The 24,320-nt window shown below is 67.0% G+C and carries 21 protein-coding genes; 8 read left to right on the top strand and 13 right to left on the bottom strand.

The features are described 5' to 3' along the window. Positions 1-12: 12 nt before the first annotated feature. The gene (locus tag ACN8ZM_RS31495) at positions 13-633 is read right to left on the bottom strand and encodes a CGNR zinc finger domain-containing protein (RefSeq protein ID WP_244912020.1); all 621 of its coding nucleotides are present in this window, start codon (positions 631-633) and stop codon (positions 13-15) included. 277 nt (positions 634-910) lie between these two features. On the opposite strand from ACN8ZM_RS31495, the gene ACN8ZM_RS31490 reads away from it, so the two are divergent. Next, entirely contained in the window at positions 911-1,294 is a 384-nt protein-coding gene (locus ACN8ZM_RS31490) for a VOC family protein (protein WP_043181166.1), read from the top strand. A 112-nt stretch (positions 1,295-1,406) separates the two neighbouring features. Here the strand turns inward: ACN8ZM_RS31490 and ACN8ZM_RS31485 are convergent, their stop codons facing one another. Next, positions 1,407-2,255: an ureidoglycolate lyase gene (locus ACN8ZM_RS31485; protein ID WP_420211733.1), complete on the bottom strand. Its 849-nt coding sequence runs from the start codon at positions 2,253-2,255 to the stop codon at positions 1,407-1,409. Positions 2,256-2,918: 663 nt separating this feature from the next. Here ACN8ZM_RS31485 and ACN8ZM_RS31480 point away from each other — a divergent pair. Next, positions 2,919-3,740, top strand: coding sequence for an IclR family transcriptional regulator (locus ACN8ZM_RS31480; RefSeq protein WP_043181176.1), 822 nt, complete (start codon positions 2,919-2,921; stop codon positions 3,738-3,740). A gap of 173 nt (positions 3,741-3,913) precedes the next feature. Next, a complete protein-coding gene (locus ACN8ZM_RS31475) occupies positions 3,914-4,465 on the top strand; it encodes a hypothetical protein (protein WP_043181178.1) in 552 nt (183 codons plus the stop codon). Between the two features lie 676 nt (positions 4,466-5,141). On the opposite strand, the gene ACN8ZM_RS31470 is transcribed toward ACN8ZM_RS31475, so the two are convergent. From ACN8ZM_RS31470 to ACN8ZM_RS31450, 5 genes are all read right to left on the bottom strand, one after another. Continuing rightward, positions 5,142-7,499: a GNAT family N-acetyltransferase gene (locus ACN8ZM_RS31470; RefSeq protein WP_089451635.1), complete on the bottom strand. Its 2,358-nt coding sequence runs from the start codon at positions 7,497-7,499 to the stop codon at positions 5,142-5,144. 605 nt (positions 7,500-8,104) lie between these two features. Continuing rightward, entirely contained in the window at positions 8,105-8,404 is a 300-nt protein-coding gene (locus ACN8ZM_RS31465) for an H-NS family nucleoid-associated regulatory protein (RefSeq protein WP_043181183.1), read from the bottom strand. 103 nt (positions 8,405-8,507) lie between these two features. Beyond that, on the bottom strand, positions 8,508-8,780 hold the full coding sequence (locus tag ACN8ZM_RS31460; protein WP_063763449.1) for a hypothetical protein: 273 nt from the start codon (positions 8,778-8,780) through the stop codon (positions 8,508-8,510). 61 nt (positions 8,781-8,841) lie between these two features. Then, complete coding sequence (locus ACN8ZM_RS31455; protein ID WP_420211732.1) at positions 8,842-9,369, bottom strand: BON domain-containing protein; 528 nt, start codon at positions 9,367-9,369, stop codon at positions 8,842-8,844. Positions 9,370-9,423: 54 nt separating this feature from the next. Beyond that, on the bottom strand, positions 9,424-10,902 hold the full coding sequence (locus tag ACN8ZM_RS31450; RefSeq protein WP_175024884.1) for a sigma-54 interaction domain-containing protein: 1,479 nt from the start codon (positions 10,900-10,902) through the stop codon (positions 9,424-9,426). 316 nt (positions 10,903-11,218) lie between these two features. On the opposite strand from ACN8ZM_RS31450, the gene ACN8ZM_RS31445 reads away from it, so the two are divergent. Further along, on the top strand, positions 11,219-12,622 hold the full coding sequence (locus ACN8ZM_RS31445) for a GntP family permease (RefSeq protein ID WP_043181187.1): 1,404 nt from the start codon (positions 11,219-11,221) through the stop codon (positions 12,620-12,622). A gap of 245 nt (positions 12,623-12,867) precedes the next feature. After that, complete coding sequence (locus ACN8ZM_RS31440) at positions 12,868-13,131, top strand: DUF4148 domain-containing protein (protein WP_420211731.1); 264 nt, start codon at positions 12,868-12,870, stop codon at positions 13,129-13,131. A 68-nt stretch (positions 13,132-13,199) separates the two neighbouring features. On the opposite strand, the gene ACN8ZM_RS31435 is transcribed toward ACN8ZM_RS31440, so the two are convergent. The 3 genes from ACN8ZM_RS31435 to ACN8ZM_RS31425 form a co-directional block, all read right to left on the bottom strand. Next, positions 13,200-13,565 carry a 5-carboxymethyl-2-hydroxymuconate Delta-isomerase gene (locus ACN8ZM_RS31435; RefSeq protein ID WP_301768291.1) on the bottom strand — a complete coding sequence of 122 codons (366 nt, stop codon included), beginning with the start codon at positions 13,563-13,565 and terminating at the stop codon, positions 13,200-13,202. A 74-nt stretch (positions 13,566-13,639) separates the two neighbouring features. Then, positions 13,640-15,235, bottom strand: a complete 1,596-nt coding sequence (locus ACN8ZM_RS31430) for a thioredoxin family protein (RefSeq protein WP_420211730.1) — start codon at positions 15,233-15,235, stop codon at positions 13,640-13,642. Between the two features lie 272 nt (positions 15,236-15,507). Next, entirely contained in the window at positions 15,508-16,008 is a 501-nt protein-coding gene (locus tag ACN8ZM_RS31425) for a GNAT family N-acetyltransferase (RefSeq protein WP_175024889.1), read from the bottom strand. A gap of 582 nt (positions 16,009-16,590) precedes the next feature. Here ACN8ZM_RS31425 and ACN8ZM_RS31420 point away from each other — a divergent pair. From ACN8ZM_RS31420 to ACN8ZM_RS31410, 3 genes are all read left to right on the top strand, one after another. Continuing rightward, complete coding sequence (locus ACN8ZM_RS31420; RefSeq protein ID WP_043181193.1) at positions 16,591-18,942, top strand: phosphocholine-specific phospholipase C; 2,352 nt, start codon at positions 16,591-16,593, stop codon at positions 18,940-18,942. 269 nt (positions 18,943-19,211) lie between these two features. Continuing rightward, complete coding sequence (locus ACN8ZM_RS31415) at positions 19,212-19,481, top strand: hypothetical protein (RefSeq protein WP_011353737.1); 270 nt, start codon at positions 19,212-19,214, stop codon at positions 19,479-19,481. Between the two features lie 154 nt (positions 19,482-19,635). Continuing rightward, complete coding sequence (locus tag ACN8ZM_RS31410; RefSeq protein WP_043181194.1) at positions 19,636-20,631, top strand: DedA family protein/thiosulfate sulfurtransferase GlpE; 996 nt, start codon at positions 19,636-19,638, stop codon at positions 20,629-20,631. Positions 20,632-20,685: 54 nt separating this feature from the next. On the opposite strand, the gene ACN8ZM_RS31405 is transcribed toward ACN8ZM_RS31410, so the two are convergent. From ACN8ZM_RS31405 to ACN8ZM_RS31395, 3 genes are all read right to left on the bottom strand, one after another. After that, positions 20,686-22,146 (bottom strand): OprD family outer membrane porin, encoded by a 1,461-nt coding sequence (locus ACN8ZM_RS31405; protein WP_420211729.1) that lies wholly within the window; start codon positions 22,144-22,146, stop codon positions 20,686-20,688. 165 nt (positions 22,147-22,311) lie between these two features. Beyond that, complete coding sequence (locus tag ACN8ZM_RS31400) at positions 22,312-23,331, bottom strand: ABC transporter ATP-binding protein (protein ID WP_043181198.1); 1,020 nt, start codon at positions 23,329-23,331, stop codon at positions 22,312-22,314. Further along, positions 23,328-24,320: an ABC transporter ATP-binding protein gene (locus ACN8ZM_RS31395; RefSeq protein ID WP_420211728.1), complete on the bottom strand. Its 993-nt coding sequence runs from the start codon at positions 24,318-24,320 to the stop codon at positions 23,328-23,330. Before ACN8ZM_RS31395 ends, ACN8ZM_RS31400 begins: the two co-directional genes overlap by 4 nt.

Here is a 24,320-nt window from a genome sequence, read left to right as displayed (position 1 = left end):
ACGAGCCGACCGTCAGCCGGCCTTGTGATAGTGGCGGTACGCCTTCGCGCGATTGCCGCACGACGACATCGAACACCAGCGGCGGCTGCCGTTCTTGCTGTCGTCGATGAACAACCACTGGCAGGCGTCGTTCGCGCAACGCTTGACCTTCGCGAGCCGCGCACCGCCGAGCAGGTCGATCGCCGACCACAGTACCGGGCTCAACAGCCCGGCCAGCGTCGCACGCCCCTCCCCGACCCGCCACGCATAGCCGCCATCGATGCGCGCCAGCGCGACGCGCGGCGCCGCTTCCGCCAGAAAACCGCCCAGCAGGGCAAGATCGTCGGCCTGCGGCTCGCGCTGCTCGGCCTGCGCATGGAAAAGCCGGTACAGCGCCTCGCGCAATGCGAGCGCGCGCGTCAGCATCGCCGGCCCACTCTCCTCTTCGCCGCGCGCGCGGCACGCTTCCGCCAGACCGGCCGGCACGCCAGCCTGCTCGCGACACCACGCCAGCAGGTCGTCCATCGTGCCGAAGGTCTCCGTCGGCGGGTCGCTGCCACGCCAGTAAAGCGTGTTCGCGAAATCGATGCTCAGGGTCTCGGGCGGTGCCGGAATCAGGCAGTCCATCGTGACGGAAGGTTGCGTTTTGCTCATGACGCGATCGTATCTAACCATCATGCCGGTTGACAAGCCCACGGGCGCTTCCTAACATAACCAGCATGGTAGTTATAAAAAGGTTTGCTGCACTGACACCCGCCTCAGTTCAAGGAGCCACAGATGATCGATCGCCTTTCGTCCGGCGTTATCCACAACAACAGCGGCCGCGCGTTCTACGACCGCACACTCGGCGCACTGCGCTACAAGCGGCTGGCATGGTGGTTATAAGCAGGTTTGCTGCACTGACGTCCCTCTTCAGTCCAAGGAGCCACAGATGATCGATCACCTTTCGTTCGGCGTTGCACACATCGGCCGCAGCCGGACGTTCTACGACAGCACGCTTGGCGCGCTCGGCTACAAACGGCTATACAGCGACGACGGCTCCATCGGGTACGGCACGACCGAGCCGGAGCTGTGGTTGCAGCACGCGGCTCGCCCCATCGCCGCCGATCCCGACTCGGGGCTGCACCTGTCGTTCAAGGCCGCGTCGCCGGTCGAAGTCGACGCGTTCTACCGTGCCGCGCTCGAGCACGGCGGCCAGGACAACGGCGGGCCCGGCAAGCGCGAACACTACGGCCCCGGCTACTACGCGGCGTTCGTCGTCGATCCCGACGGGTATCGGCTGGAAGCGCACTGCGAACTCGACAACGTCGTCTGATCCGGCCCGCGTACCAACGCCAAGGGCCCGATTCCGCGCAATGCGGAATCGGGCCCTTGCCTTTGAATCATCGGTATCCGGCGGTCGTTCAACGGGATCGCCGGATGCGCGGTTATCGCGCGTCGCGCGTGTGCTGCAGTTGCTCGCCGAGTCCTTCGACACCGAGCCGCACCATCTGGCCGGCCTTGAGGAATACCGGCGACGGCTTGATGCCCATGCCGACGCCCGGTGGCGTGCCGGTCGTGATCACGTCGCCCGGCTGCAGCGTCATGCAGCGCGACAGATAGGCGATCAGCTGCGCGACGGTGAACACCATCGTGCGCGTGTTGCCGTTCTGATAGCGGTGGCCGTCGATTTCGAGCCACAGGTCGAGACGCTGCGGATCGGGCACCTCGTCGCGCGTGACGAGCCACGGGCCGATCGGGCCGAACGTGTCGAAACCCTTGCCCTTGTCCCACTGGCCACCGCGCTCGATCTGCCATTCACGCTCGGACACGTCGTTGACGACGCAGTAGCCCGCGACGTAATCGAGTGCGCGCGCTTCGTCGACGTCCTTGCAGGCCGCGCCGATCACGACGCCCAGCTCGACTTCCCAGTCGGTCTTGACCGACCCTTTCGGGATGTCGATCCCGTCGTTCGGGCCGCAGATCGAGCTTGTCCACTTGCCGAACACGACCGGCTCCTTCGGCACCGGCATGCCGGCTTCGGCCGCGTGATCGGCATAGTTCAGGCCGATGCCGATGAACTTGCCGACATGCCCGACGCACGCGCCGATGCGCGGCTCGCCTGACACCAGCGGCAGCGTGGCCGGATCGATCGCGCGCAGCCGCGCGAGACTCGCGTCGGACAGCACATCGCCGGACAGGTCCGGCACATGTGCGGACAGGTCGCGAATCCGGCCGTCCGCGTCGAGAATACCGGGCTTTTCCTGGCCGGACGGGCCATAGCGAAGCAGTTTCATCGTGCTCAACCTCTGTTGTCGAATGGGACAGGATACCGGCTGACTCGGCCTTTAGTGGCCGCGCGCCGGACTGATTGTCGATCGTCGATTGCGCGCGTCGGCGCCGCATCCGGCATGCCGTCGACGCGCGAGGGTCGCGCGGGCGCAGCGATCGTGACGCCGCACGGAAGTACGGCGCGCATCGAACGGGCGGCCGCCGGTCTGCGCATCGGCGACGACGGCCTGGCACCCGCGACATGGTCCAGCCCGTAGCGGCCGGCTTCACGCGCGGCCGCACCGTCGCTAGCCCGCCAGCCTTTGTACCATCGGCCGCGCGCCGTGAAATGACCCGCGACGGATACCGACTATTGGTGCGCCCGCCGACGCTGCGGCGCAGCATCGGGGGCGGCGCGGCCCCTCGATTGCCTTTCAAACGCCTTGAACCGGTGCCACCTGTCATGAATACCGGGTATTCGGGGCTTCCCTGTCATCCTGAAAGGGAATCGATCCGTTCTTGTCCGGTAACGATCGGTAAAAAGACGCTGCATTGCACACTAAATGTTTGTTGTTAAGCTCAAACGGATGGCGTTCGTCGCCACACGCGGGCTCGACACAAGCGTGTTGCAGAATCGGTCAGCGTGCGTCGCCAATCGATCGAAAGTCACCCCCAACTCCACACCGACAATGCAAACAACCAACGACCTGATTCCCGGCTGCGACGCTCGGGAATCGATGGGCGCAATCGACCGCTATCGCGCACCCGCGCTCGACAAGGGTCTCGATATTCTCGAACTCCTGTCGGAGCAGAAAGAAGGCCTTACCCGCACCGAAATCACGAAGGAACTCGGCCGCAACGCGAGCGAGATCTACCGGATGCTCGAGCGCCTCGTCGCACGCCGCTACGTGATGCGCTCGACCGGCGGCGACCGCTACACGCTCAGCCTCAAGCTGTTCTCGCTCGCGCATCGGCATCCGCCGATGAGCCGGCTGATCGCCGAAGCCTTGCCGCCGATGCAGCGCTTCGCCGACGCCTCCGAACAATCGTGCCACCTGTCCGTCTACGACCGCGGCAACCTGCTCGTGATCGCGCAGGTCGACGGCCCCGGCTCGTGGGGCGTATCGGTCCGGCTCGGCTCGCGCGTCGGGCTCGCCGATACGGCATCGGGGCGCGTGATGCTGTCGTTCCAGGGCGCCGAGCATCGCGCGCACATGCTCGCCGAGCACCGCAAGGTCAAAGGCGAAGCGCCGCTGAACGAGCAGGAACTCGCGTATGCGTGCCAGTCCATCCGGCAAACCGGCTACCTGCGCCAGGACAGCCGCCAGGCCTACGGCGTGACCGACCTGACCGCGCCGATCCTCGGGCCGTCCGGCCATGCGATCGCGGTGCTGACGTGCCCGTACATGCGCCGGATCGATGCGCACATGGCACCGTCCGTCGACACGGTCGTCGAAGGGTTGCGCGACACGGCCGCCCTTCTGTCGATGTGCCGCGACGAGACCTGCTGACGCGCAGGCTCGGCGGAGCGCACCGGGTACGGCGCCGTTGCGCCGGCCCCGGCCGCCCACAACATCTCTGCGGAGCGCGACGCACGGTGCCATATCGTGCGTCCTCGGCGCTACGCTAAAATAGCGGCCCTCTCAAAAACTACGGCGGCCGGTTGTCGCGGCCGTCGTGTCCGATGGATGTCATGGCCAAACTTCTGAACGATCAAGAATTCCAGCGTTTCTCCGAACTTCAGCAGAAGCAGGCAAGCTTCACGATCACGCCCGAAGAGGCGGACGAGCTGCGCGATATCGTCGCGCGCGCACAGAAGAAGCGCGACGATCGTGCCACCGCAATGCAGGCGATCGAGAACTACATCGAGCAGTTCGACATCACGCCCGACGAACTCTTCTCGCCCGAGCAGATCGGCGACGCGGCCCGCACCTACGGGCTCATCACGGCGACCAAGAAGGAACGCACGCTGCCGCCGTCGATCACGTTCAACGGCAAGCCGTACCAGTGGACCAAGACGCTTCCGGACGACGTGCGCGGCGCGCTGTTCGAAGCGTTCACGTCCGGCGAATCGGTCAAGCGCTTCATCGCAATGCCCAAGGACACCGCGCGCTGTGCACTGACGATCGCCCGCCTCGAGCGCGAAACCGGCGCCGTCTATGCCGATCCGCACCTCGAGGAACTCGCGATTTCGCGCGATCAGGTGAACGACGCGGCGACGAAACTCGCTGCCTGAAGGTAGCCGCGGGCACGGTTCATGCGTGCCCGCCCCCTGCGTGACGCCGGCCTTGGCCGGCGCTGCGCCTGTGGGAGCCGTGCATCCGGGTGCTCCCGAAAAGTCTCACCTTGGCATCCCGCAGGCACTCACCTGTGCCTCCCGAAAAAGCTCACCAAGGCTCCTGGAAAGCCTCACCCAAGCCTCCCGGATGTCCTCACCGACACTTCCCGCAGACCCTCACCGATACGCCCCGGAAAGGCTCACCGACGCCTCCCGCAGAGGCTCACCGGCTACTCCCGCAGAGGCTCACCGGCTACTCCCGGGAAAGCTCACCAAGCGCTCCCGTATCGGCTCACCTCCGCCCTCCTGAAGAAGCTCACCCGAGGATCCCGAAAAGTCTCACCTATTGGGAAAATTCGAATTTTCGAGGCTGACATGCGGCGGTCAATGCGTGTGAAACCTTGCAAAAAACAGCGGTGCGGGATGGATATCGCGGCAGGCGGCACGCGTCTCGCAGCGCCATATGAGCGTCGGTATTTCCGTTGCGAACAGGCGCCGACACGTTCGTGGTTGCTCCGCTCGCGAGACACGTTCAAATGCTCTGCATTCCTGACCGTTAATATCCGCAACATGCCAGGAGGCTGGAGACATCCACGACATGCAACGTCTCCGCGCGTCGGATCGCCGGCAGACGCTACGGCTGCAGCTTCATCCTGAAGCCCACGACGCCGGGCTCCTCTGTCGTCGACACAGCAAAACCGCACGACTTCGCAAGCGAGATCATCGCCGAGTTCTCGCGCAACGCCTCGCCGATCATCCATGCGGTTCCGCGCGAGCGCGCATAGTCGATGATCCGGGCCATCATCAGCCGGCCAAGGCCCTTGCCCTTCTGATCGGGTCGTACCGCGATCGCGAACTCCGCCGTCTCGTTGTCGGGATCCGCAACCGCGCGCGCGACCGCAAGCGTGTGATCCCGCCCGGACACATCGGTGAACGACACGATGAAGGCCATCTCACGGTCGTAATCGATCTGCGTCATGCGCGCCACCTGCGAATGATCGAAGCTGCGCACCGCGCCGAAGAAACGCATCCGCAGATCGTCCGGCGTCATCGCGCCGAGCAGTTCATTGTGCGCAGCCTCGTCTTCCGGACGGATCGGGCGGATCGTCACAGTCTCGCCGCGCCACTCGAGCGTCTGTTCGAGGTGGCGCGGATACGGCATGATCGCGAGCCGGCTGCGCCCCGCGGCCAGCGTGACGCGCGGCGCAATCACGTGCGCGCGGTCGGACCGCACGCGCAATGTGACCGACATCGCAACGACTTCGCGCACGTCGCAGACGACCTGCGACAGCGCCGTCAACGCATCGAGCGTCGGCTCGATGGGTGTGCTGCGCGCATACGGCGAGCGCTCCATCACCGCACGAGCGAGCACGGTGTTCAGCGGCGGCAGGCCATAGACGACGAACGGCGCCGATACGCCGTCCGCAGGCGGCACGGCATAGCGAAACACCGGGCCAAAGTTCGAATCGTCGTACATGTCGACCGTGACATCGACGACTTTCGTGCCGGCCGGCTCGACAGCCAGCTCACCCTGCAAGCCGAAATGCGACAGCCAGCGCAGCGCGGCTTCGCCGGTCAGCTCATGCTGGCCCGCTTCGACCATCCGGCGCGCCTCGGCCTGTGCGGATGCCACGCACTCGGCCGGCTGCGGCAGCGTGCCCTCGGGCGTTTGCATCAGCAGTTGCCGCCCGAGGCTGTAGTCGACGAGACGCGCATACGCGCGTGCGAGCCGCTGCGGCGTGGTGTGCACGGGAATGCCGTTCGCGTGCAGTGCATCGCGCGTCGCGGCATCGACCGCGCCGAAGAAACACGCGAGGATGCCGCGATGCGCATGCTGCCGCGCTTCGATCAGCGTGTGCGCAACCGCATCGGCCGGTGCGCTGTGGGAGGTCGAATGGACGACGAACAGCGTGCCTGTTTGCGGGAACGGCGCGAGCGCCTTGATCGCCGCCGCAAAATGCTCGGGGCGCGCATCGTCGCCCAGTGTCAGCGGATTGCCGGGCGACGCGAGATGCGGCAGCGCAGCCGACACGGCCGACGTGGCCGCGGGTGACCAGTCGGCCAGCACGTCGCGCACCTCGGCCACCGCGTCAACCGCGAGTTTCGCGACGCCCGCATCGCTCGTCACCAGCGTGGCCGCGCCGCGCGCGGTGACGCGGCCGACGCCGAGCGTCTCGATCTCGTCGAGCAGATCGTCGAGCGCATCGACACGCACCATCCCCGCGCGCTGGAACGCCGCCGTATAGAGCGCGTCGCCGGGATCCGCGCGGCCGGTGCGCAATGCGAGCACCGGCTTGTTGCGCGCGGCCGCGCGCGCGGCCGACATGAACTTGCGCGCAGCGCGCACGGTATCGAGTTCGAGCAGGATCGCACGCGTGCCGGGATCGCTCGCGAGATAGTCGAGCACGTCGCCCGCATCGACGTCGGACTCGCCGCCGAGCGCGACGACATGCGAAAAACCGAGGCCCCGCGCATCGGCCCAGCCGAGCACCGCGTTCGTCAGCGCATTCGATTGCGACACCCACGCGACGCCGCCCGATCGCACCGTATAGGCCGGGGCACCGAAATGCGCATGCCGCGCAGGCGACAGCACGCCGAGACTGCCCGGCCCGACGATACGAAGCACGAACGGCTTCGCCGCCTTCAGCGTGCGATCGAGCGCGGCGCGATCGGCGTCCGTGCGCGCCTCGCCGACGATCACCGCGACGCGTGTGCCGAGCTCGCCGAGCTTGCGCACGATGCCGGCCCAGGTCGCAGGCGGCGTACAGATCACGGCAACCGACGGCGGCGCGGGCAACCGGTCGACATCGGACACGACCGCATGCCCGTGCAGGTCACGATACTTCGGATTGACGGGCCACACGGGCCCCTGGAATGCACCGTCGAGCACGCGCGACCACACCATCGCGCCGATACTGCCCACGCGCGACGACGCGCCGACGACCGCAACGGACTTGGGCTGGAACAACGCATCGAGATGGCGAACGGTCACATCGGCTCCCTGCGGTAACGAAAGACGACCCGATCGGCATGCGGCACGCACCGCGCCATACGCCGATCGACGCGAACCCCAAGCATAGGCGAAGCGCATGCGGCTGCCTATATGCCGAACGGCCGACTATTCGACACGCATCAACGCTCGCACCATGAGCCTGCAACACGAGCACGGCCCGCCGTCGCCGCGCACCGGCCGAGCCCATTCGCCCGGCGCACCCGGTGCCGGCATGCGGTGCAACGCTGCGTCCGCTGCGTCAAAGGTGAGGATTTACAGGAGCTATGGTGAGTATCTTCGGGAATTGCACGGCGCCATCCACAAACACGCGAGCGGTGATCGGAATTCGCGGCACGCGTGCACCGCGAGAATGGCGCTGGCCGATGCGCATAGGCTGCGCAGTTGCAGGTCTGTTTACGGGAATTCGCCGCGATATGCGGTCGAATCGCGGCGAATTCGCAAAACGGGATCCGTTAATTGCGCAGCGTCGCAGTTCAATACGCCAGCGGGAATCACGCCGGGAATGCACAAAAACAAAACGGTGCGACGGCCGTATGGCCATTCGCACCGTCAGTCAGCACGCTAAAGGTGAGGTTTTTCGGGAGTCAGTCCTTGATCAGGAAACGCTCGCGATTCTTGCCGAGCCACGCCGGCGCCCGCCCGCGGCCACTCCAGGTTTCGCCCGTCTTCGGGTTCTGGTATTTCGGCGGCGACGTCCGCTTCGGCTTCGCTGTGGCAGCGGCTCCCCCTACCGGGCGAAACCCGAGCTCTTCCGGCGTAATGTCGTATTCCTCGATTTTCGCGCGGATATCGGCAATCGCATCGGCAATCGCCTTTTCGCGTTCCTTGTCGATCTTTTGCTGAAGCCGTTCGAGCTGCACGGTCAGTTGCCTGTAGGTCGCCATATGGATGGGACTCCGTGAGGGTTATTCGTGAAAAATAAATGACGCTCAGCCAACAGAAAAGCGCTTCGCCCGATCGTGGTCTCCTCAGCCGGTTATCTCGGGATCAGTAACCGCTTTTCTTCTTGCACGCGAAGAGAAGATTTCGCGTTGTGTCATCACTCGATTGCTGAAGCACGTCGAAATCCCCGTTGCAGATCGCCCGGGCGTTGTCCGTGCAATTGCTCCAGTCGCGGCCGGTGCATTGCACCTGCGTAGTCGGACGCCCGTCCGAGGTGAACAGTGGCGCGGCGCCGCCACACCCGCCGAGCCCTGCAACCAGAGCCAACACGACGGCCGCCCGAGGCCACCGACAGACCGACGCAAGCATGTGTTTCATTGTTCTTCCCGTCAACCTTTTTTTGAATGTCGCGAGTATGCCATGCGCGGCCCTTCCACCGTCAGTCCGGCGTGCGGCCGGGTTGCCCGCGCGCCTTGTACGGCAAGCGCTTGCGCGGATCGTCGGTGATGCGAACGAATACCTGCTCGACGTCCGGAAGCGCCTCGAGTTCGCGTTGCAACGCCTGGCGATCGAACGCCGTATCCGCACATCCTTCGACGTAAATGAAACGCCGCTGCACGGTGATCCACAGGCTCGTGCCATGCAGCCGATCGGAGCCGGCGAAGTGCGCCTTCACCGCGTCGGCGATCGGTGCGTCATACATATACGAGTTCGGCTTCGAGCAGCGGTGCGCGAGCCAGCAGGTGGTGCCGCGTTCCGCGCGGTAATGCGCATCGTCCGTCATCTCGGCCCGGGTCATCCACGGGCCGAGCGGCAACGGGCATTCGGCCACGTCCTGCGACAGCGCGATAAATGGATCGTTGTACCAGTTGCGCCGCGCCTCGGGTGTGTCGACGTCGCCCGACTGCGCGAGCGCAGTGGTCGCCAGCACCATCGTCAGCCACCCTGCGATGCCGATCCGCTTCATCGTGATCTCCTGTTCGATGCGTCACGTCCGACCGCGCCGGCTTTGCCGATCGGCCTACCGGTCGATGCCCAGCGCCGCCAGCTTCTTGTACAGCGTCGCGCGGCCGATCCCGATGCGCGCGGCGGCTTCCACCACCTTCCCGTCGCAGGCCGCCAGCGCATCGGTCAGGAACTGGCGCTCCCACGCCGCCAACGCATCCGCATACGAAGCGGCGGGCGCGGCAGGCACCTCGCCCGCCCGCCGCTCGGCCGGCGATACGGCCGCCCGCTGCGCCGATGCTGCGCCGTCCGTCGATACGCGCACCGGCCCAAGGAACGGCGCGAGCGCACGCGCATCGATCACCGACCGGTCCGACAGCATCAGCGCGCGTTCGAGCGTATTGCGCAACTCGCGCACGTTGCCGGGCCACGGATACGCACACAGCATCCGCAACGCATCGTCGGTCAGCTCGCAATGGGCGGCGCGGCCGTGCTGCGCGGCCAGTTCCTCGAGCGTCGCGTAGACGAGCGCCGCGATGTCGGACGCGCGCTCGCGCAGCGGCGGCGCGTGGATCGTCAGCACGTTCAGCCGGTAATAGAGATCCGCGCGGAAACGCCCGGCCGCGACCAGCGCCGGCAGGTCGGCGCTCGTGGCAGCGATGATCCGGACGTCCGCGCGCACGATCCGGTTCGAGCCGACCGGCTCGAATTCCTTGTCCTGCAGCACGCGCAGCAGCTTGCCCTGCAGCGGCAGCGGCATGTCGCCGATCTCGTCGAGAAACAGCGTGCCGCGATCGGCCAGCTCGAACTTGCCGACGCGGCCCTTGCGGTCGGCGCCCGTGTACGCACCGGGCGCCGCGCCGAAGAATTCGGTTTCGAGCAGCGTGTCCGGAATCGCGGCGACGTTGACGGTCACGAGCGGCTGGAGGGCACGCGCCGACGCCGCATGGATCGCATGCGCGAGCAGTTCCTTGCCGGTGCCCGTCTCGCCGAGCAGCAGCACCGGCGAATCGACCTGCGCGGCGCGGCGCGCCTGGCGCTTGGTTTCGAGGCTCGCGGCGCTCGTGCCGACGAAGCTCGCGAACGTGTATTTCGCGCGGCGCGCCTGCGCGAGCGAACGCTGCGTCGCGATCAGTTGCTGCTGAAGCTGTGCATAGCGGGAAAAAATCGGCGTGAGCGTCTTCAACTGGTCGAACAGCGCGAAGCCGATCGCGCCGACCGTTTCGCCTGCCTCGTTCTTCAGCGGCAGGCGCGTGACGACGAGCGGCTCGCGGCCCGTCTCCATGATGTCGAGCAGGATCGGCTGCCCGGTCGACACGACCTCGCGCATCAGGCTGTTCGGGATCACCGCCTCGCAGTCGAGGCCGACGGCCTGCTGCGGATCGGCGAAACCGAAACGCGCCGCGTACCGTTCGTTCATCCACACGACGCGCGCATCGCGATCGACGACCACCGTGCCCGCGCTCGAATCCTCGAAGGTCCGGAACAGCGACTCGGCGGCGCGCCGCAGCACGTCGCCGTAGTTGACGGGCAGGCGGGCCCAGTCGTTCATCATCGTGTCTTCGTCTCCGTGTATTTTCGACCGGTTGTCTCCGGATCGAGACGGATTATCTCACTTCGGAGACACGCCGCGATGCGTTGTCCGGGAAAGCCCTGCCCGATTCCAGGGGCTGGCCGGACGGCCATTTCGTCTCCGGATGGAGACGTTTTATGTAGAATCGTCAGACAACGACCGGCGCGGGCCCGCCGGTCTCCGGCGGACCCACGTCCGGCGGCGCAATCCGGCCGATGGCACGAAACCTGCACGAACCTGAGCCGGTCCGCGGCGCGTCGCGCGATCGAACAACAACCAAAGCCATTAGGAGACTCCCTTGTCTTTCGTGATCGTCCTCGCCGCGCTGGCGTTCCTGATGTTTGCCGCGTATCGCGGCTACAGCGTGATCCTGTTCGCGCCGATCGCCGCGCTCGGCGCGGTGCTCCTGACCGACCCCGCCGCCGTCGCCCCGGTCTTCTCCGGCATCTTCATGGAGAAGATGGTCGGCTTCGTCAAACTGTATTTCCCGGTGTTCATGCTTGGCGCGGTGTTCGGCAAGGTGATCGAACTCTCCGGGTTCTCCGAGTCGATCGTCCACGCGGCCATCCGCTACATCGGCCGCTCGCGTGCGAATGCGGTGATCGTCGCGGTATGCGCGCTACTCACCTATGGCGGCGTGTCGCTGTTCGTCGTGGTGTTCGCGGTCTATCCGTTCGCGGCCGAGCTCTATCGCCAGAGCAACATTCCGAAACGATTGATGCCCGGCGCGATCGCGCTCGGCGCGTTCTCGTTCACGATGGATTCGCTGCCCGGCACGCCGCAGATCCAGAACATCATCCCGACCACGTTCTTCAAGACGACCGCGTGGGCCGCACCGGCGCTCGGTACGATCGGCTCGCTGTTCATCATCGTCGTCGGCCTCAGCTATCTGGAATGGCGCCGCCGCTCGGCGATGGCGAAGGGCGAAGGCTACGGCACGTCGCTCGTCAACGAGCCGGAGCGCGTCGAGACGACGTCGCTGCCGAATCCCGCACTCGCGATCCTGCCGCTGATCCTCGTCGGCGTGTCGAACTTCGCGTTCACGAAGCTGATCCCGCAGTGGTATGGCGCCGCGTCGTACACGGTCGCGCCGGACGTGCTGCCGGGCGTGCATGCGCCCGTCACGGCATCGATCAAGACGGTCGTCGCGATCTGGTCGGTCGAGGCCGCGCTGCTGCTCGGCATCGTGCTGGTGGTGCTGACCGCGTTCAAACGCGTCAGCGATCGCTTCGCGGCCGGCTCGAAGGCCGCCGTCGGCGGCGCGCTGCTCGCCGCGATGAACACCGCGTCGGAATACGGCTTCGGTGGCGTGATCGCCGCACTGCCGGGCTTCCTGGTCGTGGGCGATGCGCTGAAGAGCATTCCGAACCCGCTCGTCAACGCGGCCGTGTCGGTCAGCTCGCTCGCCGGTATCACGGGCTCGGCGTCGGGCGGCATGAGCATCGCGCTCGCCGCGATGTCGGACCTGTTCATCAAGGGTGCGCAGGCCGCCAATATCCCGCTGGACGTGCTGCACCGGGTCGTCGCGATGGCGAGCGGCGGCATGGACACGCTGCCGCACAACGGCGCGGTGATCACGCTGCTCGCGGTCACGGGCCTCACGCACCGCGAGTCGTATCGCGACATCTTCGCGGTCACGGTCATCAAGACGCTCGCCGTGTTCTTCGTGATCGCCGTGTACTACACGACGGGGCTCGTGTAACACCCTCCGCGGCGGCCCGTCTCAGGGCCGCCGCCCGCCGGCCGCGTCGATGCGGCCGGTTCCTCCCCGCTCCTCCCCTTTTTGCCGGGTCCGTTCAGGCACGCTCGACGGCTCGCTCATTGTTGTCTTCCGCAGAACACTACGTTGGGCGTAGCGGCATTTTTCGCGAGTCGGGCGAGGCCTACACTGGTTTCGACGGTCACCGTGTGCGATCGGCACCGTCGAAAACATGGAGGTATCCGCTCATGAACCCGCTGATCCGCACGATCGCCCTCGCGGCTGCATTCGCCGCCCCCGTCGCCGCGCTGGCACAAGCCAACTCGCCGCTCACACGCGCCGAAGTTCATTCAGAAGTGGCTGCACTGAAAAAGGCCGGCTTTCAGCCGAGCGACTGGTTCTACCCTGCCAGCATTCAAGCCGCCGAGGCGAAGATCGCCCGGCAACAAGGCACGCCGCAGGCCGCAGGCACCGGATACGGCCGTCGCGGCGCGTACACCACGGGTCAATAGTCGGGTTTCGAACCCGTGAAACGCGCTCGCGTCAGCGCCGCGTTCCCGGCCCGCGCAGCGCGCACCGGTCAGCGCGGCTCGATGCTCGCTTTCGCGTAGGACTCGCGCTCCAGCTCCAGTATTTCCGCGCACAGTTGCAGGTGCGTGCCGGGCGGCGCGACGACGTGCCGCTTCAGTTCCGCCAGCACCTGCTCCGAGAATTCGCGCTTGACGTCAATCGTCCGGCCGCTCAGCACCGCGAGCTTCGCATGGACGAACGCGCGCGGCGCCGGCGACGTGCCGACCGCGAAGGTATCGAACCGCAGCGCGCGGCTCTTGATGTCGAGCTCGTCGAAATGACCGGACGCGGCCAGTACGGCATTGAGCGCGCGCAGGGTCGCGCCGGCGTCGAACCCGTCGAGGTTCGCGGAATATTCGAGCGTCAGATGGGGCATGGTGTCGGTGGCCTCGTTGGTATCGGGAAAAGCGCCGGCCGGCATCCCGAAAGCGCACGCAGTGCCACCGGATGCTATGCCTTGACCGGCTGGATCAGGCGCACGCAGGCGCTTGCCTGCGGATCGCCGGCGGGCAGTTTCCCACAGATGCCGTCGAACTGCTTCGCGATCGACCTGACCGATGCATCGTGCGCGCCGCTGCCGCGCCAGCGGTTCAGCTGCGTGACGACCTTGGTCAACGCGCGCAGGTTCGCACCGTAGAACGCGTCCCGGGTCTTGTCGGCCTGCGCGAGCACGCTCGCGGCAATCCCTTCGATGCGCGCCGAATCATCCGGCGCCAGTTCGACCGCATTCGCAAAATAGGTCGCACCCCAGCGCAGCTTCGTCGCCGGCCCGCTCGCCGCGTCGTATGCCTTGCGGTACCAGTCGAGCGCCGCGGCCTTGTCGCCACGCGCTTTCGCATTCGCGGCCAGCCCGGACATGAAGTAGTACGGGGTGGACGAACGCGGCAACTCGGCCTTCAGCAACGCTTCCGACTCGTCGTACAGGCCCGCGTCGGTCAGCGTGTCCGCGCCTTCGCTGACGAGCGCCTGCCGCTCGTAGGCATTCGCGGCGCCCTGCACCGATGCGGCGATCTGCTTGCGCGCGGTATCGGCCAGCGCCGGCGCCGTCAGCGGCGCGCCCTTGTGCGCGTCGCCGCCCGCGAGCAGCACGCGGCCGTGCAGCGCCATCAGCCGGTCGATCGACGACAGCGTGGCGTCGGTCGACAGCCGCGCAAGCGCCGCGTCGTATGCGCCGCGCAATTTCGCGCGCTGCGCATCGCCGCCACCGAGATACGCGACCACGCGCGCGGGCGCCGCGACCAGCACGTCCGAATCGGCCCGCGACCATGCGGGATCCTGCAGCACCGTGCGCAGCGAATCGGCAAGCGCCGCCTTGTCGAGCGCGCCGGCCTGCGCCGGATCGTCGGACGCGGCGACCACGGCCGCCTTCAGCGCAAAGCGCGCCGATTCGGCCTTCGCGCCGGCCGCGCGCGCGCGTTGCGCGAGCGACTGCAGCGTCTCGGCGACGCGATCGGCCGGCACCGGCAGCGCACCGTCGGTGTCCCACGAATAGTCGGCCAGCAGGCGCCATTCGTCCGGCGTCAGCGATGCACCGTTCTTCAGCGCGGTCGCGAGTGTCTGCCGCACCGGATGCGCAGCCGTCATCCCGAGCGACAGCGCCTGCATGTAGCGGTCGAGATCGGCTTCGCCCGGCAGCCGCGTCACTTCGGTGCCGTCGGGGCGGAACAGGATCATCGTCGGATAGCCGTGCACCTTGAAACGCTCGCCGAGCTTCTGCGCGCTTTCGGTATCGCCGTCGAGATACACGGGCACGAAGAACGACGAGCGGGTCTTGAATGCCTGCTGGCTGAAGATCGTCGACTTCACCTGATTGCATGACGGGCACCACACCGCCCCCCAGTAGAGCAGCAGCGGCTTGCCGGAGCGCCTCGCCAACGCGAAGGCGGCGTCGACGTCGCCGTGCTGCCATGCGATGCCGGGCGGCAGATGCGCGCCGTCGGACGATGCGCTCGTCACCGGGGTGCCCGTGGGCGTGGCAGCGGCAAACGCCGCACCCGCGGCGGCGAACAGGCAGGCGGCAGTCAGGTTCCTGAGAGCGGATTTCATCGAAGCGGGTCCGTTGAAAGAGGCGGTTGCGGGAAGGTGCGGCGCGCGAAGCGATGGCTGTGATGCGTGAGCCATGAAGCGATGACGATGAAGCCAGCCGACGTGCAACGCCGCGCAGGATCGTTACGGAAAAGCGCACGCCGGCCGAGGCGACCGGCAAATCGTTCAACGATACGACGGGCGCAGCCGGCAGAAAACGAACGAATTCTCGAATGAATATGACGCGCGGCCTCGCGGCCGCGCGTGCTGGCGGATACGCGTCGGCCGAGCCTTTACTGCCGTGCCTTGATCCGCGCCATGTGATACACGGACACATGCACGCCGTCGCGCAATGCATAACCCGGCGATTCGCCCTCGATCCGGAAGCCATGCTTCTCGTAGAGCGCGATCGCCGCACGGTTGTCGGTGAACACGGTCAGCTCGAGACGCGTGACGTTCAGCCAGTTTTCCGCGAGATCGATCGCGGCCGCGAGCAACCGGCTGCCGACGCCGCGCCCGTGATACGCCGCGTCGACCATCATGCCGAGCCCCGCCGCATGACGCCGGCGCGGATTCGGCTCGAGATCCAGGCCGAGATGGCCGACCACGACGCCGTCGATTTCGGCGACAAGGCTCATGCCGCGCTCGCGCACGCCATCGAGCCGCTTCTGCCACTTCTCGAGCGACGGAAACGGATGCTGCAACGTATTCGCATACACCGCGGGATGCGCGGCGATCTGCCGGATCGCGTCGACGTCGTGCGTCTCGCTGTGCCGGATCTTGATGTCGGTCATGGGTGGGCCGGTTCCAAAAAGGCGCGCTGAAGGCGCGGACTGCGCGTACGCGCAGCAATGTGACGAGCTTATCCGATTTCACGCATTTGAAACATGGTCGTCACGCCGTCGCACGTCATGTTGCATCCGCAACGAACTTCGCCACGCGATTCGAATGGAATCCGGAAAATTCTGACCGGTCACGCATGCGGCAATCGGTAATTCCCGACCTTTTTCACTCGCGCATCGCGCCTGAACAAATCGTTGCACACACAACGTCACGCAAGCGACATGCGATGTCATGTCTTCATCACGTCGACGTCACGTCGTCTCCCTAGACTGGGCGCCGCCCAGCCCGGCATGCGCCGGGCCGGCGTGTGCCGACACCCTGGCCCGCGCATCACGAGCGCGCGTCGCGCAGGATCGCGGCAACGGCCAAAGCATCTGCGCGACATCGCGCATCGCGCACGATGCGCGCACCTCCGCCCCATGCGGCCGATGCGCCCGAACGCACACGCAGCGCGAATCGTCCCAGGGGGGGCGACGCACGGGCGCCACCAGACGAAGTCACGAACGCTCCCATCATCACAGGACCCGAACGCCATGACGTCACGCCGCAAATTCCTCCAGCAGACCGCCACTTCCGGCCTCGCCGCCGCCGCGCTGTCCGCGTTTCCGCCGAGCATCCGCCGTGCGCTCGCGATTCCCGCGTTTCACGAAACGGGGACCATCAAGGACGTGAAGCACGTCGTGCTGCTGATGATGGAGAACCGCGCATTCGACAGCTACTTCGGCACGTTCAAGGGTGTGCGCGGTTACGGCGACCGCTTTGCGGTGCCGTCGCCGAATGGCCGCAACGTGTTCTACCAGACGTACACGAAGCCGACGCCCGCCACCACCGTCACGCCGTATCACCTCGACGCGAGCCAGGGCAACGCCCAGCGCGCGGGCGGCACGCCGCACACGTGGGCCGATGCGCAGGCCGCGTGGGACCACGGCCGGATGAACCGCTGGCCCGACGCGAAGACGCCGCTGTCGATGGGCTACTACGACGCGGCGGAAGTACCGTTCCAGCGCGCGCTCGCCGATGCGTTCACGCTGTGCGACCACTATCACTGCGGGATGCACACGGGCACGATCGCGAACCGCCTGTTCTACTGGAGCGGCACCAACGGCCCGAACGGCATCAGCCCGGCCGACGGCAGCCACGTGAAGATCGCCGCGCTGAACAACCAGTTCAACGGCGGCAACGACATCGGCCCGTCGAGCCAGGGCTGGACCTGGACCACCTATGCCGACCGGCTGCAGCAGGCCGGCGTGAACTGGAAGGTCTACCAGAGCCTGATCGACAACTTCGGCTGCAACGAGATGATGAGCTTCCGCCACTGGCGCGCGGCGATCGAGCAGATGCCGCCCGCACGCCGGCCGGCGTACGTCGCATCGACGGACATCACGCAGCCGGTGACGGCGGCCGGCGCGTTCTACGACCCGGCGATCGACGATCCGCTGAGCCCGCTCGCGAAGGGGTTCGGCAACACGATGCCGTACGGCTTCCTCGAATCGTTCCGCGACGACATCCGCAACGGCACGCTGCCCGAGGTGTCGTGGATCATCCCGCCGTCCGTGTACAGCGAACACCCGGGGCCGTCGAGCCCCGCGCAGGGCGGCTGGTACGTGCAGGCCGTGCTCGATGCGCTGACGGCGAACCCGGAGGTGTGGAGCAAGACCGTGCTGCTGGTCAACTACGACGAGAACGACGGCTTCTTCGACCACATGCCGTCGCCGGCCGTGCCGTCGCGCAACGCCGACGGCACGCTCGCGGGCGGCCATACGCTGGCGGCCGCCGACGTCGCCGCCGAGTACCACGACTTCACGCCGGCCACGGCGAGCCAGCCGGCGACCGACGGCCGTCCGTACGGTCCGGGCCCGCGCGTGCCGATGTGGATCGTGTCGCCGTGGAGCCGCGGCGGCTGGGTGAACTCGCAGGTGTTCGACCATACGTCGACGCTGCTCTTCCTCGAAAAGCGCTTCGGCGTCGCGGAGCCGCAGATCAGCGCCTACCGCCGCGCGGTGTGCGGCGACCTGACGAGCGCGTTCAATTTCCGCTCGCCGAACAACGAACCGCTGCCGACACTCGCGGGCCATACGACCAAAAGCCAGGTCGACGCCCTGAGCGCCGCACAGCAGGCCGCACCGAAGATCGTGCCGCCGGCCGCACCGTCGCTGCCCGCGCAGGCCACCGGCGTGCGCCCGTCGCGCGCGTTGCCTTACGAACTGCATGCGAGCGCGCAGACCGATGCCGGCAGCGGTACGGTCACGCTGAAGTTCGCGAACACGGGCCGCGCCGCCGCCGTGTTTCACGTCTATGACAAGCTGAATCTCGACCGCCTGCCGCAGCGCTACGCCGTCGAGCCGGGCAAGACGCTGCGCGGCGACTGGGCCGCGCGCGCCGACAATGGCGGTAAATATGACCTGTGGGTGCTGGGCCCGAACGGCTATCACCGCCGCTTCACCGGCGACCTGAGCCGCCTGGCCGGTGCTCGCGCGCCCCATCCGGAAGTGCGCGTCGGCTACGCGGGCGCGAGCGGTAGCCTCCACCTGAAGCTGCGCAACCACGGCGGCGGCACGGTGCGTTTCACCGTGAAGTCGAACCAGGTCTACGGGCCCCTGTCCGGCCGCGGCGCACACGACGATCGCGGTCATGGCCAGGGTAACGAGGACGGCAACAGCCAGGGTCACGGCCACGATCGCGGCGCCGGTACCACGTGGACGGTCGCGGTGCGCGCCGGCGACCAGGCCGAACTGCACTGGCCGCTCGACTCGACCGGCCACTGGTACGACTTCATCGTCACCGCGGACAGCGACGCGAGTTTCTCGCGCCGCGTCGCCGGCCGCGTCGAAACCGGCCGCCACTCGGTCAGCGACCCGGCGATGGGGCTCGCCGACCGCTTCTGATACCGCCGCGGCGACACGCGTGGCACCGCGTGTCGCCGCCCGTGCCGGCCCGGCCGCGAACGGCGGTCAGGCGCCGGCCGCGGCCGCGCGCAATCCGTCTGAAACGCCCGCCCCGCGCGGCTCAAACATCAGAAGGATGCGTGGTTCAGCCCTCATTTCCCCCCACGAAAATGCTCCGAATTGCGGCCCGTTCGCGTTAAACTGCGTCAAGCTGTATTCAACAAAGACATCTTCGCCACTACGGCATCCACGATACGAGGATAGGTTCGATGCGCACTACCGGCTCATCCGGGGCAATGACCCTGCTCACCGAACACGACCCGGCCGACGGCCGCGAATTGCGCTCGCTCCGGCTCGAAGCGACCGGCGACGGCAAGAGCGTGCTGCTGATCGAGATCGACGAACGCAAGCCCGGCATCCATCGCGAAGTCCGTTACGAGATCACGCCGGCCGAACTGATCGCGGCGATCCGCTCGCACGGCGCCGAGCTCCCCGGCGAAAACCACGGCGCCGCATCGCTCGCCCGCACCTCCTCCTGATTTCGACCGGTGAGCCACGCGCCACGCGCCGGCTCACCGACATCTCCCTGCCGCCGTCAGGCGCTTTGCGTTATTCCCTCCGCCGACTTGAAAAAGGCCGATAATCGGCCCATCTGCGTGCTTTCCGCACGCGTTTCCTTTTCGGCCAGCCGTCATGCTCCTCCGTGACCTCGTCGCCCAATACGGGCCGCTTCTCGTCTTCGCCAACGTGCTCGCGGCGGCCATCGGGCTGCCGGTGCCCGCGATGCCGACGCTCGTGCTGTTCGGCGCGATGTCCGCGATGCATCCGGCGATGATCGGCTCGCAACTGGTCACGGTGGTCGTGCTGTCGGTGCTCGGCGCACTGATCGGCGATACGGTCTGGTACCTCGCCGGCCGGCGCTACGGCGGCACGACGCTGAAGACGATCTGCCGGCTGTCGCTGTCGCGTGACAGCTGCGTGAAAAAGACCGAACGCTTCTTCGGCCGCTACGGCGTGCGCGTGCTCGCGGTCGCGCGCTTCATTCCGGGGCTGTCGCTCGTGTCGGTGCCGATGGCCGGCGCGTTCGGCACGCGCTATCGCACGTTCGTCGGCTACGATGCGCTCGGCGCCGCGCTGTGGACGATCGTCGGGCTGGTGGTCGGGCTGATGTTCGCTCGCCAGATCGACTGGCTGTTCGCGGGTGCAGGCCAGCTCGGCCGCGTGGCGCTGCTGGTGGCCGTCGCGGTGCTGGCGGTGTACGCGGCGATTCGCTGGATGCGTCGCCGCGCGCTGATCCGCCAGCTCGCGAGCGCGCGGATCGGCGTCGACGAACTCGACACGCTGCTGCGCGATACGTCCGCGCCGGTGGTGCTCGACGTGCGCTCGCCCGAACACCGCAAGCTCGACCCGTTCACGATTCCCGGCGCGCAGTTCGCGGACGAGCGCCAGATCGGCGACATCGTCGCGCGCTATCCGCTCACGCAGAAGTTCGTCGTGTATTGCTCGTGCCCGAACGAGTTCACGGCCGCGCTGATGGCGAAGCGCCTGCTCGACGCCGGCTTCACCGATGCGCTCGCGCTGCGCGGCGGCCTCGACGCATGGCGCGACACGGGCCGCCAGCTCACGTCGCTCGTGGAAGACATGCCCGCTGCGAACGATCCGGTCGCGGGGCTGCACAAGCCGGCCTGATCGTTTCGATCGCAGGCCGGCCGTGCGAGGCGGGGGCGCATGCGCCCCCTTCGATCAGAACGCGTGCAGCGGCAGGTTCACGACCAGACGGTACTCGGTGTTCGTCGCGTCCGAGTAGTGCGACGAACCGGCGTGCCACATCGCGATGAACGTGACCTTCGTGTCCTTCAGCTTGCCGCTCTGGAACGTGTACGACGGGATGAAGCCGAACTCGTGGTGACGGCCCTGCACCGGCGCGCCGTTGCTCCAGTAGATGCTCGACTTGCTCGGGTCGTTCGCCGCACCCGCGCTGCCGTCCGCACCCCAGCCCGTCACGCCCCAGACCATCGCCTTGAAGCCCGGCAGGCCCGCTTCCTTGCCGTAGAACGTGTAACGCAGCTGCAGCGACTTTTCGTGCGGCGCGTTGTAGTCGACGTCCATCGAGTTGGTCAGGAAGATGCCGTTCGTTTCGTTCAGGTAGTCGAAGAACTGGTCGCCGAGCACCTGCTGGAAGCCGAGCAGCAGCTCGTGCGGGCCATGCTGCGCGGCCAGCGACAGGCTGTATGCGTTGTTGTTGATCTTGCCTTGCAGCGCATCGCCCGTGTCGTGCGTCGAGTAGACGTTACCGAAGCCCGTCCACTTGATCGTCTGCGGGCTGCCGATGCTGTGCTTCACCGACGCGTAGTACTGGTGCCACACGTCGTCGGCCTGGTTCGCGTACAGCGCGACTTCGCCGTTCGGCGAGTAATCCCACGTGCCGCCGACATACGACAGGCGATTGATGCGCGTGCCGCCGTATTGCGTCGTCAGGTTGGTGAGCGTCGTGTGACCGCGCGCGTCGGTCTTCGTGAAGCTGCCGGCCTCGACCATCACGTTCTTGAATTCATTGCTGACGAGAGTCGCACCGAGGAACGTCGGCGGCAGCGCACGGTTGTCGTGCTGCTCCATGAACGGGTTGTCGACGGCCTGCAGACCGTACTTGACCACCGTGTTCGAGATGCGCGCCTTCACGTCGTAGATGCCGGGATAAGCCCATGCGAGCTGGTTGCCGCCACCGCCGCCCTTCGCGATGTGCACCATGCTGCCGGCGCCCTGGCCGCCGTCGAGCTTCAGCGCCGCATACAGCGATGCGTCGAAACCGATACCGATCAGGCCCGTCGTATAGCCCGACTCGAAGTTCGCCATCGCGCCCTGGACCCATGCGTGGCGATGCGGCCCGCCCTTGGCGTCGAGCACGTCCGCGTAGTTGCGGAACAGGAAGTTGAGATGGCTGTCGGCAATGAAGCCCTTCGACTGCGACTGGGCCGACGGCTCGTCGGGCGGCGTGACGGCCTGGTTCGCTTCGGCGTTGACAATGGCGTTCGGGGTCGTTGCCTGTGCAACGGTCGTGCCCGGTGCGGCCTGTGCGACCGTCAGCGGTGCGGGGGCCGCGTCGTCGGCGTGCGCGACGCCCGTCAGCGAAACACCGGCGAGTGCCGGCAGCCCCCATGCAAGCAGCATTTTCGATGCCGTCCCGATCGTCTTCTGTTTTTTCATCGTAATTCTCGTCTTGTGTTGATATCGTCCACGCCGGTTGCGATCCGCTCCCGGCCCCCCGGCGTGCCCGGCTAAGGACGCGCCTGTACCCGCGGCGCGAAGATCGTTCGCGCCGCACCTACCCCTGTTGACCAGCCTTGGTTATGTTTTCTGCGTCACTTCAGCTCACGCCACGCCCGCGCGGATGCACGCGACACGCGCGGCCGACCCCTGCCGAACTTCCGGCAGCGGCACGTCCTGCGCGCACGCATCGATCGCGACCGGGCAGCGCGTGCGGAACGCGCAGCCGGACGGCGGGTTGAGCGGCGAGGGCATCTCGCCCGCCAGCAGCATCGGACGGCGAGCACGCTCGCGCGCCGGCTCCGGCGTCGGCGCCGCATCGAGCAGCGCCTTGGTGTACGGGTGCTGCGGCACGCCGTACACGTCATGCCGCGTGCCGAACTCCATCACGCGGCCGAGATACATCACGAGCACGCGCTGGCTGATGGCCTTCACCACCGCCAGATCGTGTGCAACGAACAGATAGGACAACGACAGTTCACGCTGCAGGTCGCGCAGCAGGTTCACGATCTGCGCCTGGATCGACACGTCGAGCGCCGATACGGGTTCGTCGCAGATCACGAGCTTCGGCTCGCCGATCAGCGCGCGTGCGATGCCGACGCGCTGGCATTGCCCACCGGAAAATTCGTGGGGATAGCGCAGCAGGTGATGCGCGTTCAGGCCGACGCGTTCGAGCATCGTGACCACGCGGCGGCGCACCTCGGCGCGGCCGAGGCCGCCCTGGTGCGTGACGAGCGGCTCCGCGACGACCTGTTCGATGGTCATGCGCGGATCGAGCGACGCGAGCGGATCCTGGAAGATCATCTGCACTTCGCGCCGCATCGTGGTGCCGCGCAGGTGATCGGGCGACACGGCATCGCCGCGCCATTTCACCGTGCCGGCCGTCATCGGCACGAGGCCGATCAGCGCACGCGCGAGCGTCGACTTCCCGCAGCCCGATTCGCCGACGAGCCCGACCGTCTCGCCGCGCTTCACGTCGAACGACACGCCGTCGACGGCACGCAGCGTCCCTTTCGGCGACCACGGATAGCCGCCGAGCGGCACGCGGAAATGTACTTTCAGACCATCGACGGACAGCAGCGTGTCGTCCGTCGCGCCGGCATGGCGGCGTTCATTGACGCTCATCGCAGACCTCCCGTCAGATCGGCCACGGGACGGTGGCACGCGCGCACCGCGCCCACGGCGCCATAGGTTTCGAGCGCGGGACGCGCCGCGCCGCAGCGTTCTTCCGCATACGTGCAGCGCTTCGCGAACGCGCAGCCGGCCGGTGCGGTGCCGGGCATCGGCGGGTTGCCGGGAATCGCGACGAGCGGCGCATCGTCCGCGTCGGTCAGGCGCGGCAGCGCATTGAGCAGGCCGATCGTGTACGGATGCGACGGCGCCGCGAAGATCGATTCGGCCGGCGCGTATTCGACGGTGCGGCCCGCATACATGACCATCACGTCGTCGGCGAGGCCCGCGACCACGCCCATGTCGTGCGTGATCAGCACGATCGCCGTGCCGCGCTCGCGGTTCAGCTCGCGCAGCAGGTCGATGATCTGTGCCTGCACGGTCACGTCGAGCGCGGTGGTCGGCTCATCGGCGATCAGGATTTCCGGCTCGGACAGCAGCGCCATCGCGATCATCACGCGCTGGCGCATGCCGCCCGAGAACTCGTGCGGATACATGCGGATGCGGCGCGCCGCGTCGGGAATGCGCACCGATTCGAGCGCCTCGATCGCGCGCTTGGTCGCTTCCTTGCGCGACAGCTTGCGGTGCAGCTGCAGCGTCTCGGTCATCTGCCGCTCGATCGTCAGGAACGGATTGAGCGACGTCATCGGATCCTGGAAGATCATCGCGATCCGGTCGCCGCGCACCTTGTTCAGCGCACGCCCATCCATCTCGAGCAGGTTGTCGCCGCGATAGCGCGCGGCGCCGGTCGTCGTGCCGTTGCCGGCCAGCAGGCCGAGCAGCGCCATCACGGTCTGGCTCTTGCCCGAGCCCGACTCGCCGACGATACCGAGCGTCTTGCCGGCTTCGAGCGAGAACGACACGCCGCTCACGGCGTCGACCGGCGGTGCGTCCTTGCGCGTGAAGCGCACGCCGAGGTTGTCTACTTCTAGTAGGGCTGCCAT

Origin of the sequence: Burkholderia aenigmatica (assembly GCF_048627025.1) — a bacterium.
Taxonomy (GTDB): Bacteria; Pseudomonadota; Gammaproteobacteria; order Burkholderiales; family Burkholderiaceae; genus Burkholderia; species Burkholderia aenigmatica.
Note: the sequence above shows the minus strand (reverse complement) of the source record. Positions and strands in the feature narration are given on the sequence as shown.

Bases quoted from the DNA above. Each gene is read 5' to 3' on its own strand.
- ACN8ZM_RS31450 (WP_175024884.1), bottom strand. From the start codon at position 10,902: ATGATGAACGACTGGGCCCGCCTGCCCGTCAACTACGGCGACGTGCTG.
- ACN8ZM_RS31435 (WP_301768291.1), bottom strand. From the start codon at position 13,565: ATGCCCCATCTGACGCTCGAATATTCCGCGAACCTCGACGGGTTCGAC.
- ACN8ZM_RS31430 (WP_420211730.1), bottom strand. From the start codon at position 15,235: ATGAAATCCGCTCTCAGGAACCTGACTGCCGCCTGCCTGTTCGCCGCC.
- ACN8ZM_RS31405 (WP_420211729.1), bottom strand. From the start codon at position 22,146: ATGAAAAAACAGAAGACGATCGGGACGGCATCGAAAATGCTGCTTGCA.
- ACN8ZM_RS31460 (WP_063763449.1), bottom strand. From the start codon at position 8,780: ATGAAACACATGCTTGCGTCGGTCTGTCGGTGGCCTCGGGCGGCCGTC.
- ACN8ZM_RS31465 (WP_043181183.1), bottom strand. From the start codon at position 8,404: ATGGCGACCTACAGGCAACTGACCGTGCAGCTCGAACGGCTTCAGCAA.
- ACN8ZM_RS31395 (WP_420211728.1), bottom strand. From the start codon at position 24,320: ATGGCAGCCCTACTAGAAGTAGACAACCTCGGCGTGCGCTTCACGCGC.
- ACN8ZM_RS31485 (WP_420211733.1), bottom strand. From the start codon at position 2,255: ATGAAACTGCTTCGCTATGGCCCGTCCGGCCAGGAAAAGCCCGGTATT.
- ACN8ZM_RS31490 (WP_043181166.1), top strand. From the start codon at position 911: ATGATCGATCACCTTTCGTTCGGCGTTGCACACATCGGCCGCAGCCGG.
- ACN8ZM_RS31415 (WP_011353737.1), top strand. From the start codon at position 19,212: ATGCGCACTACCGGCTCATCCGGGGCAATGACCCTGCTCACCGAACAC.
- ACN8ZM_RS31475 (WP_043181178.1), top strand. From the start codon at position 3,914: ATGGATGTCATGGCCAAACTTCTGAACGATCAAGAATTCCAGCGTTTC.
- ACN8ZM_RS31425 (WP_175024889.1), bottom strand. From the start codon at position 16,008: ATGACCGACATCAAGATCCGGCACAGCGAGACGCACGACGTCGACGCG.
- ACN8ZM_RS31495 (WP_244912020.1), bottom strand. From the start codon at position 633: ATGAGCAAAACGCAACCTTCCGTCACGATGGACTGCCTGATTCCGGCA.
- ACN8ZM_RS31420 (WP_043181193.1), top strand. From the start codon at position 16,591: ATGACGTCACGCCGCAAATTCCTCCAGCAGACCGCCACTTCCGGCCTC.
- ACN8ZM_RS31400 (WP_043181198.1), bottom strand. From the start codon at position 23,331: ATGAGCGTCAATGAACGCCGCCATGCCGGCGCGACGGACGACACGCTG.
- ACN8ZM_RS31440 (WP_420211731.1), top strand. From the start codon at position 12,868: ATGAACCCGCTGATCCGCACGATCGCCCTCGCGGCTGCATTCGCCGCC.
- ACN8ZM_RS31410 (WP_043181194.1), top strand. From the start codon at position 19,636: ATGCTCCTCCGTGACCTCGTCGCCCAATACGGGCCGCTTCTCGTCTTC.
- ACN8ZM_RS31455 (WP_420211732.1), bottom strand. From the start codon at position 9,369: ATGAAGCGGATCGGCATCGCAGGGTGGCTGACGATGGTGCTGGCGACC.
- ACN8ZM_RS31480 (WP_043181176.1), top strand. From the start codon at position 2,919: ATGCAAACAACCAACGACCTGATTCCCGGCTGCGACGCTCGGGAATCG.